Here is a 7,185-nt window from a genome sequence, read left to right as displayed (position 1 = left end):
ACATTATGTAAATATATACACTATAATGTAAGGTTTTATGTTTATGAATATGAGTTAAACTTATATCATTTTGTATTTTCATTCAGTAGGGCGATAATTTCATACAAATAACTTGTGGCTCTATTTATTTTTAAAAATACCTCTTGACACCGAATCGAACTATATCGCATAATATAAAAAAATTAGATTGAAAATCGTTGAAGGGAATTAGTACATATGTCTTCTTGCGAAAGAGAGTGGAATTCACCGGCTGAAAGATTCCTCGTATAGAATATATCGAACCTATCCCTGAGTCTTAAATGAAAGTTTAGGCGTTCGCCTGCGTTATAGGCACCAAGTGGATATCTATGTATATCAATTAAGGTGGTACCGCGGAACAATGACCGTTTCGTCCTTTTTATTTTATTAAGGGCGAGGCGGTCATTTTTATTTTGCTCTTAAATACTTCAGTGCAGCATTGATGAGAATAGATATAGTTACAAAGTGAATGAAGTGTAATTTATAAAAAACTTTGATTTTAGACTTGGGGGATAAAAAAGTGAAAAAACAACGAGTTGTTGTAAAGATTGGGAGTAGTTCCTTGGCAGATAGTCACGGAGGCATCTCTACAGAACAGCTTTCAGATCACGTTGCCGCATTGGCTCGGTTGAAAGAAGATGGGCACGAGGTTGTGTTAATTACATCTGGAGCCGTCGCTGCAGGTTTTTCAGCGCTAGGATATCCTAGCAGACCTGTAACGATTAAAGGGAAACAGGCTGCAGCAGCTGTCGGACAAAGTTTGTTAATGCAGGCGTACACGGAGGAATTCCGTAAATATGGCATCGTTACTGCGCAACTTTTGCTGACGAGAAGTGATTTTTCTAGAAAAGAACAATATAGTAATGCTTACGCTACGTTAGGAGAATTATTAAACCGTGCCGCTCTTCCAATTATTAATGAGAATGATTCCATCTCTTTAGAGGAGCTAACGTTCGGTGATAATGATATGCTGTCAGCTTTAGTAAGCGGGCTTGTTTCGGCGGATATGCTTATGATCTTTACGGATGTGAACGGGTTATATGACAAAAATCCTCAGAAAAATGCGGATGCAAAAAAATATTATTTTCTTCCTGAAGTTACGGAAGAAATTTCTTCTCTTGCAGGAGATGCTGGCTCAAAACTTGGGACTGGCGGTATGAAATCAAAAATCGATGCTGCAAAGACAGCACACTCTCTTGGTGTGAGTGTATTTATCGGAACAGGACGTGGACAGGAAAAGTTTGTAGATGTTTTGAAGGGTAAGGGTGATGGAACGTATGTTGGTAATGCTCCTCAAAAAGAAATGAAGATGAACAAGCAATGGATTGCCTTGCATTCGCTTGTTAGTGGACAAATCGAAGTAGATGCTGGGGCAGCTACTGCCATCATTCAGCATGGGAAGAGTTTACTTCCAGCTGGTGTTACGAATGTATCAGGATTTTTCCAAGTGGGTGAAGTTGTAGAGGTTGTAACGCAACAAGGGCGCGTAATAGGAAAAGGACAATGCACATATAGTGCAGAGGAACTAAGAGATGTAAAAGGTATGCAAAGCCAAGATATTCAAGTAAGAGGCGAGAGACATAGTTATGAAGTCATCCATAGGGATCATTGGGTTTCACTTTAAAAAGGAGGAAATAAAAATGAATGAAGTGTTGGCAAAGGGGATAAAAGCAAAAGAGGTTGCTAGAGAACTTGTGCTTAAAACTACAGATCAAAAAAATGAAGCACTTGCTGCAATTGCTAATCAGCTGATAGTAGAAACAGCTTATATTTTAGAAGAAAACAAACGGGATATTGAAGAAGGTAAGGAGAAAGGATTTTCTCATTCAATCCTTGATCGCCTTTTGCTGAATGAACAGCGAATTGTTGATATGACAGAGGGTATTAAGCAGTTAATTGAATTACGTGATCCTGTAGGAGAATGTGTAAGTGCATGGGAACGACCAAATGGACTATCTATTCAGGAGATGCGCGTACCACTTGGTGTTGTCGGAATGATTTATGAGGCAAGACCGAATGTAACTGTTGATGCTGCTACAATTTGTTTAAAAACAGGAAACGCAGTAATACTACGTGGTAGTTCTTCTGCTATACATTCTAACAAAGCCATCGTTAACGTTATTCACCAGGCGCTTAAGCAAACTAGCTTGCCTTCAGAAAGTGTACAGCTCATAGAAGATACAACGAGAGATAGTGCAAAACAGTTGTTTACATTGAATGAGTACTTGGATGTTCTTATACCAAGAGGCGGTAAACAATTAATTGATACAGTAGTGAGAGAAGCGTCTGTTCCAGTACTTGAAACAGGTGCGGGAAATTGTCATATATTCATTGATGAAACAGCAGATAAACAAATGGCGTTTAATATTATTATAAATGCAAAAACACAGCGTCCATCTGTATGTAATGCAATTGAGACGATTGTACTTCATGAGAATTGGGCAGAGCAATATGGTAGCGAGTTGTTTTCTTCCTTGAAGGAAAGAGGAGTGGAGCTACGTGGTGATAATAAAGCAGTGGCGATTGATTCTTCTATCTTACTTGCGACAGAAGAAGACTGGGAAACTGAGTTTTTATCTCTCACACTAGCAGTGAAAGTGGTTTCCACTGTTGAAGAAGCGATTCATCATATAAATACGTATGGATCTATGCATTCTGAAGCAATTATTACTGAAAACGAGGAAAACGTCAGCAAGTTTTTTACTTCTGTAGATGCCGCGGCACTTTATCATAATGCATCGACTCGTTTTACAGATGGATCCGAATTTGGATTCGGAGCGGAAATTGGTATCAGTACACAAAAGTTACACGTAAGAGGACCAATGGGGCTTCCAGCATTAACTTCTACAAAATATGTGATTCGTGGAAATGGACAAATTCGAAAATAATAATAAAAGACACTCAATTGGCTTGGGTGTCTTTTATTATAAAAATTAATTACCATACAAATAGCCCAACGAGCATAGCACTTAATAAAGAAACAGCCATCCCGCTAACAAGAAGCTTCCAAACATTTTTACCGATGACTGATGATTTTTCTCCGCCAAATAATGAATTGTAAGTTCCGTAAATCATACCTACTGTACTAAAGTTAGCAAAAGAAGCTAGAAATGTCGTTGCAACCGCAACCGTATGCGGTTGTAGCGACTTTAAGTTTGATTTTAAATCCATCATTGCAACAAATTCATTCGTCGTTATTTTGATCCCCATTAATTCAGCTACATACATAGCATCACTGCCTGATAAACCGAGTAAAAATGCAAAAGGACTAAAGATAATGGAGAAGATTTTTTGAATTGTTAACCCCGTTACAAAAAATCCTAAAATCCCATTTAAACATGCTGTTAAAGCTACATAACCAATTACCATAGCTAAAATAACGATAACCATATTCATCCCAACTAACATACTGTTTGAAATAGTAGAAAAGAAATCCTTTTTTTCATGTTTTGAAGGTGTGTAAACAACGTCTTCTTCTTTCGAAACTTCCACAGGATTTAATACATTGGCTAAAATTAATGCGTTAATACAGTTTAATGGGATTGCGCTGAAAATATATGTTGCTGGAACCATTGATAAATAAGCACCAAGAATGGATCCGCTAACGCTACTCATACTCATAATTCCAAAAGTTAATAATCGATTTTCTTTTAAAACAGATAATTGATCACGAACAACCGCAAGTGCTTCGGTGTTTCCTAAAAACATCATTTGAATCGAAAAGAAACTTTCTAACTTTGGTAAACGAGAAATCTTTGAAATAACTGCACCTACTTTATCAATAATCCAAGTTAAGATTCCGAAATAAGAAAGAATATCGAAAAAAGTAATAACAAAAATGATAGGAAGTAACGCACTAAAGAAGAAATCAATGTGCTGACTTTCCATAGCTGAAGGAAATGCAAATCGAATACCTTCATTCGCACATGCTAGTAGCCAACTGAAAAATGACGCAATTTTATTAATGATAATACTGCCGAGCTTTGTGCCTAACATAAACCACGTAATAAAAAGCTCCAATAGGATGAGAATTACAATTGGTCTCCATTTTATATGTTTTTTATTAGGCGAACATAAGAAAACGATTAATATGACAACGAAAATCCCTAACATATTCAATATGAAATGCATGTCAACAACTCCTTGAGGCTTATTATTTGTATATAAAAAAGCATCTATTCTTCCAAATTTGGATTATGATTAGAAGTTATGAAGCATGTAAGTTATGTTAGGAATCAATGTATTTTAATTTGCTTTATTTTGAGCAATCGCAGTAATTATCGAACAATTAGTTGTTTTCAATTGTTTTGTTGGATATTAAACGTATGCGATTTTAAACATCGTTTATCCCGGATTAACGGGCAGTAAGACTTTTACCTCAAAATTCAGGGAAAGCAAAGAAGTGAAGTGGGGATGGGCTGCCCGCAAAATCCCGATTGGTAAGAGCTGATTAAAATTTCACTTTATAAATAAGAACGGTGAGTTGGCCATGAACCTTGAAGTTTCCGAAGCTGTATAATTTGTCCTGTATGATAAGCATCATGCAAAAGGATATTCATATATTGTTGCCAAACTGGTAGAGAAGGACTTAGTTGATCTAGTTCTGCTTCTTGAAGGGCGGTTAATGAAGATTGTAAGGCATCATGTACTTGAAGCGTTCGCTTTTCTCTTCAATAAACCTTCTCTATAGTTGAACAAGAGAGTGAAATACAACGTATAATTGAGCCATTAAAAAATCTCATTTTTAATATGATATTTAATAATCAAGGCTTTCATTGAGTCAGAATGAAAAGAGTATAAACCTTTTTCTGTTTGCTCATTGATTAAAGTTTTTTTAAAGTTGCAAAACGGTTCTAAAAATATAGAAGGTAAAATTCGATAAAAATAGAATGTGTTATATAGCAAACAAGGAGGGGATAAAAATGGAGGTCTATCACATAACGAGCAGAAAAAGGGAAACATACAACGTTCAGGTGAAATATTCGATACTTTTCGAATGTGCACTTGGCATTGCAGCGATTACTCATAAAAGGTTAATTGATACTCTTGAAAAAACTCAAAGTGAATGGGAAGAAATTAAGAAAGCATTAACAGAAGAAATGAGAGAACACTTACAGTTTGTAGAAGAACATAATACGTGGAAAGCATTACTCCAGTTATTGTATGAAGAGGATTTTCAAGATTTATCGCAGTTTAATTTTAAAATTGATTCATTTTCAGAAGAAGATTTGAAATTTATATGTTTACCGTTTTTAGGAGAGAAGTATGAAGAGAAAAGACGTTTAGCTGCAACGGGAGTTGTATGTGCAATACACGAACTAAAGGAACTAACAGATAATCATCAGTTTTTTTCTACTTATATTAGCTTTATATGTAATGTAGATGTACAAGTGCTGAAATCGCATTTAATCGCTGTTATGACAGGTTGGTATGAGAGTGTTATTAAAAGAGAGGAAGAACAAATACTTTCTATATTAAAACGAGATTATGAAGCGAAAAATGAAATGAATAAAAAGATGAAGCCGGAAGAGTTTGTCGAGTGGGCGACTGGCGGAGTGAACTATATGCCAGAGCCAAGTGTTCATCACGTACTTCTTATTCCGCAAATGACGTACAGACCGTGGAATATTGAAGCGGATATTGATGATACGAAAGTATTTCATTATCCAGTTGCGAATGAAAGCATTCATCCTGAAGATCCGTATGAACCGAATTATTTTTTAGTTCAAAAACATAAGGCTCTTGGGGATGAGGCGAGATTGCGAATTGTAAAAATGTTATTTGAAAAAGAACGTACATTACAGGAAATAACGGAAAGATTACAGCTTGGTAAATCGACTGTACACCATCATTTGAAATTGTTACGTGCAGCGAAGTTAGTTGATATACATGACGGAAAATATGTATTAAGAAAGAAAGCAGTACAGTCTTTAGCGAAAGAATTAGATATGTTTTTGAATAGATAATTAACAACGAGAATGTACATAAAGGGAGGAATATAAAAGAAAAGTTGGTGTGTGAAATTGAAAAATATATTGAAAAATCGTTCGTTCTTTTTTATGTGGATTGGTAGTGCAATCTCTGAATTAGGAGGGGCTTTCGGAACGTTATGTAATTCAATTCTAGTATATGAGTTAACAGGATCGGAAATGGCTTTAAGTAGTATGTGGCTATTATATTTCATCCCATCACTCATACTGCAATTAATAAGTGGCCCATTTATTGATAAATGGAGCCGGAAGTGGATTATGATTTTCTCACAATGGATACGGGCGTCCGTATTCTTATTACCTTTGGTGATGCTAGTTACAGGTAGTATAGAAGTTTGGCACATTTATGTTGTTCAAATTGTAGTGGGACTTATTACACCTCTTTATACACCTGCAAGTCAAGCAATTACACCGAGCATTGTAAGTCAAGGACAACTTCAAGACGCAAATGCGTATATTGATGGAATGACTCGTCTCATGATGTTTCTTGCGCCAGTATTAGGCGGAGTAGTCATTCATTTCATTGGAACAGAACTTACATTATCTTTCGTATGTATTTGTCTATTTGTTAGTGGTGCTTTCTTACTTTATATAAAAGAAAAGAGAACTACAACAGATATACGAAAAACGTGGCTAGAACAATTTCTTCAAGGTTTTACATATTTTTTTACAAAACCAATCATCGTTTGGCTCGGTATATTTCTTACTTTCGTGCAGTTTGGAGTAGGGGTAACGATGGTCACAAATCTTCCTTATATAAAAGACGAGCTGTTAGCGGGATATGCAGAGTACGGCTATTTTATGGCAGGTTTTCCACTTGGCTACGTAATTGGCTCAGTATTAGTCGGAAAAGTAACATATAAAAGCCGGCGTATACTTATGCTTGGGGGATTGTTTATAGGGGGACTCACATACATTTCGCTAGGGTTCAATCATAGTATTATCATTGCAATACTAATTGAAGTAATAGCAGGGATTTGTATTGCATTTTTCAATGTTCATAACACAACAATATGCCAACAAATCGTCCCAAATAATATGATAGGACAAGTATTTTCAGTGCGTTTATTTTTCATACGATCCGCTATGCCATTAGGTGTGTTAGTAGGGGGAATATTGAGTGAAATGTGGGGAGTAAGAGCGCTATATGTAATTATCGGTGCAGTTATATGTGTTA

5 protein-coding genes, 1 pseudogene and 1 other annotated feature are annotated in these 7,185 nt (G+C 36.0%); of the genes and pseudogenes, 4 read left to right on the top strand and 2 right to left on the bottom strand.

Annotated features, from left to right (window positions below; all coding sequences use genetic code 11):
• Window positions 1-188: 188 nt before the first annotated feature.
• Window positions 189-399 (top strand) — a binding site (T-box leader).
• 139 nt (window positions 400-538) lie between these two features.
• A complete protein-coding gene (gene proB, locus ABWK52_RS07820; protein WP_086411155.1) occupies window positions 539-1,642 on the top strand; it encodes a glutamate 5-kinase in 1,104 nt (367 codons plus the stop codon).
• Window positions 1,643-1,658: 16 nt separating this feature from the next.
• On the top strand, window positions 1,659-2,906 hold the full coding sequence (locus tag ABWK52_RS07815) for a glutamate-5-semialdehyde dehydrogenase (protein WP_098281221.1): 1,248 nt from the start codon (window positions 1,659-1,661) through the stop codon (window positions 2,904-2,906).
• Window positions 2,907-2,955: 49 nt separating this feature from the next.
• Here the strand turns inward: ABWK52_RS07815 and ABWK52_RS07810 are convergent, their stop codons facing one another.
• Both ABWK52_RS07810 and ABWK52_RS07805 read right to left on the bottom strand, forming a co-directional pair.
• Window positions 2,956-4,149, bottom strand: a complete 1,194-nt coding sequence (locus tag ABWK52_RS07810; protein WP_000545484.1) for a NupC/NupG family nucleoside CNT transporter — start codon at window positions 4,147-4,149, stop codon at window positions 2,956-2,958.
• A 332-nt stretch (window positions 4,150-4,481) separates the two neighbouring features.
• A pseudogene (locus ABWK52_RS07805) lies at window positions 4,482-4,682 on the bottom strand (DinB family protein); the annotation flags it as partial.
• Window positions 4,683-4,940: 258 nt separating this feature from the next.
• Here ABWK52_RS07805 and ABWK52_RS07800 point away from each other — a divergent pair.
• Window positions 4,941-5,984 carry an ArsR/SmtB family transcription factor gene (locus tag ABWK52_RS07800; RefSeq protein ID WP_000454579.1) on the top strand — a complete coding sequence of 348 codons (1,044 nt, stop codon included), beginning with the start codon at window positions 4,941-4,943 and terminating at the stop codon, window positions 5,982-5,984.
• Window positions 5,985-6,035: 51 nt separating this feature from the next.
• Window positions 6,036-7,185 (top strand): MFS transporter (locus ABWK52_RS07795; RefSeq protein WP_353771906.1); only part of this gene is annotated, 1,150 nt, incomplete at its 3' end.

Origin of the sequence: Bacillus sp. AP50, from assembly GCF_040492675.1 — a bacterium.
GTDB classification, from domain to species: Bacteria; Bacillota; Bacilli; order Bacillales; family Bacillaceae_G; genus Bacillus_A; species Bacillus_A cereus.
The sequence above is the reverse complement of the archived record's forward strand: the minus strand, read 5'-3'. Positions and strand labels throughout refer to the sequence as shown.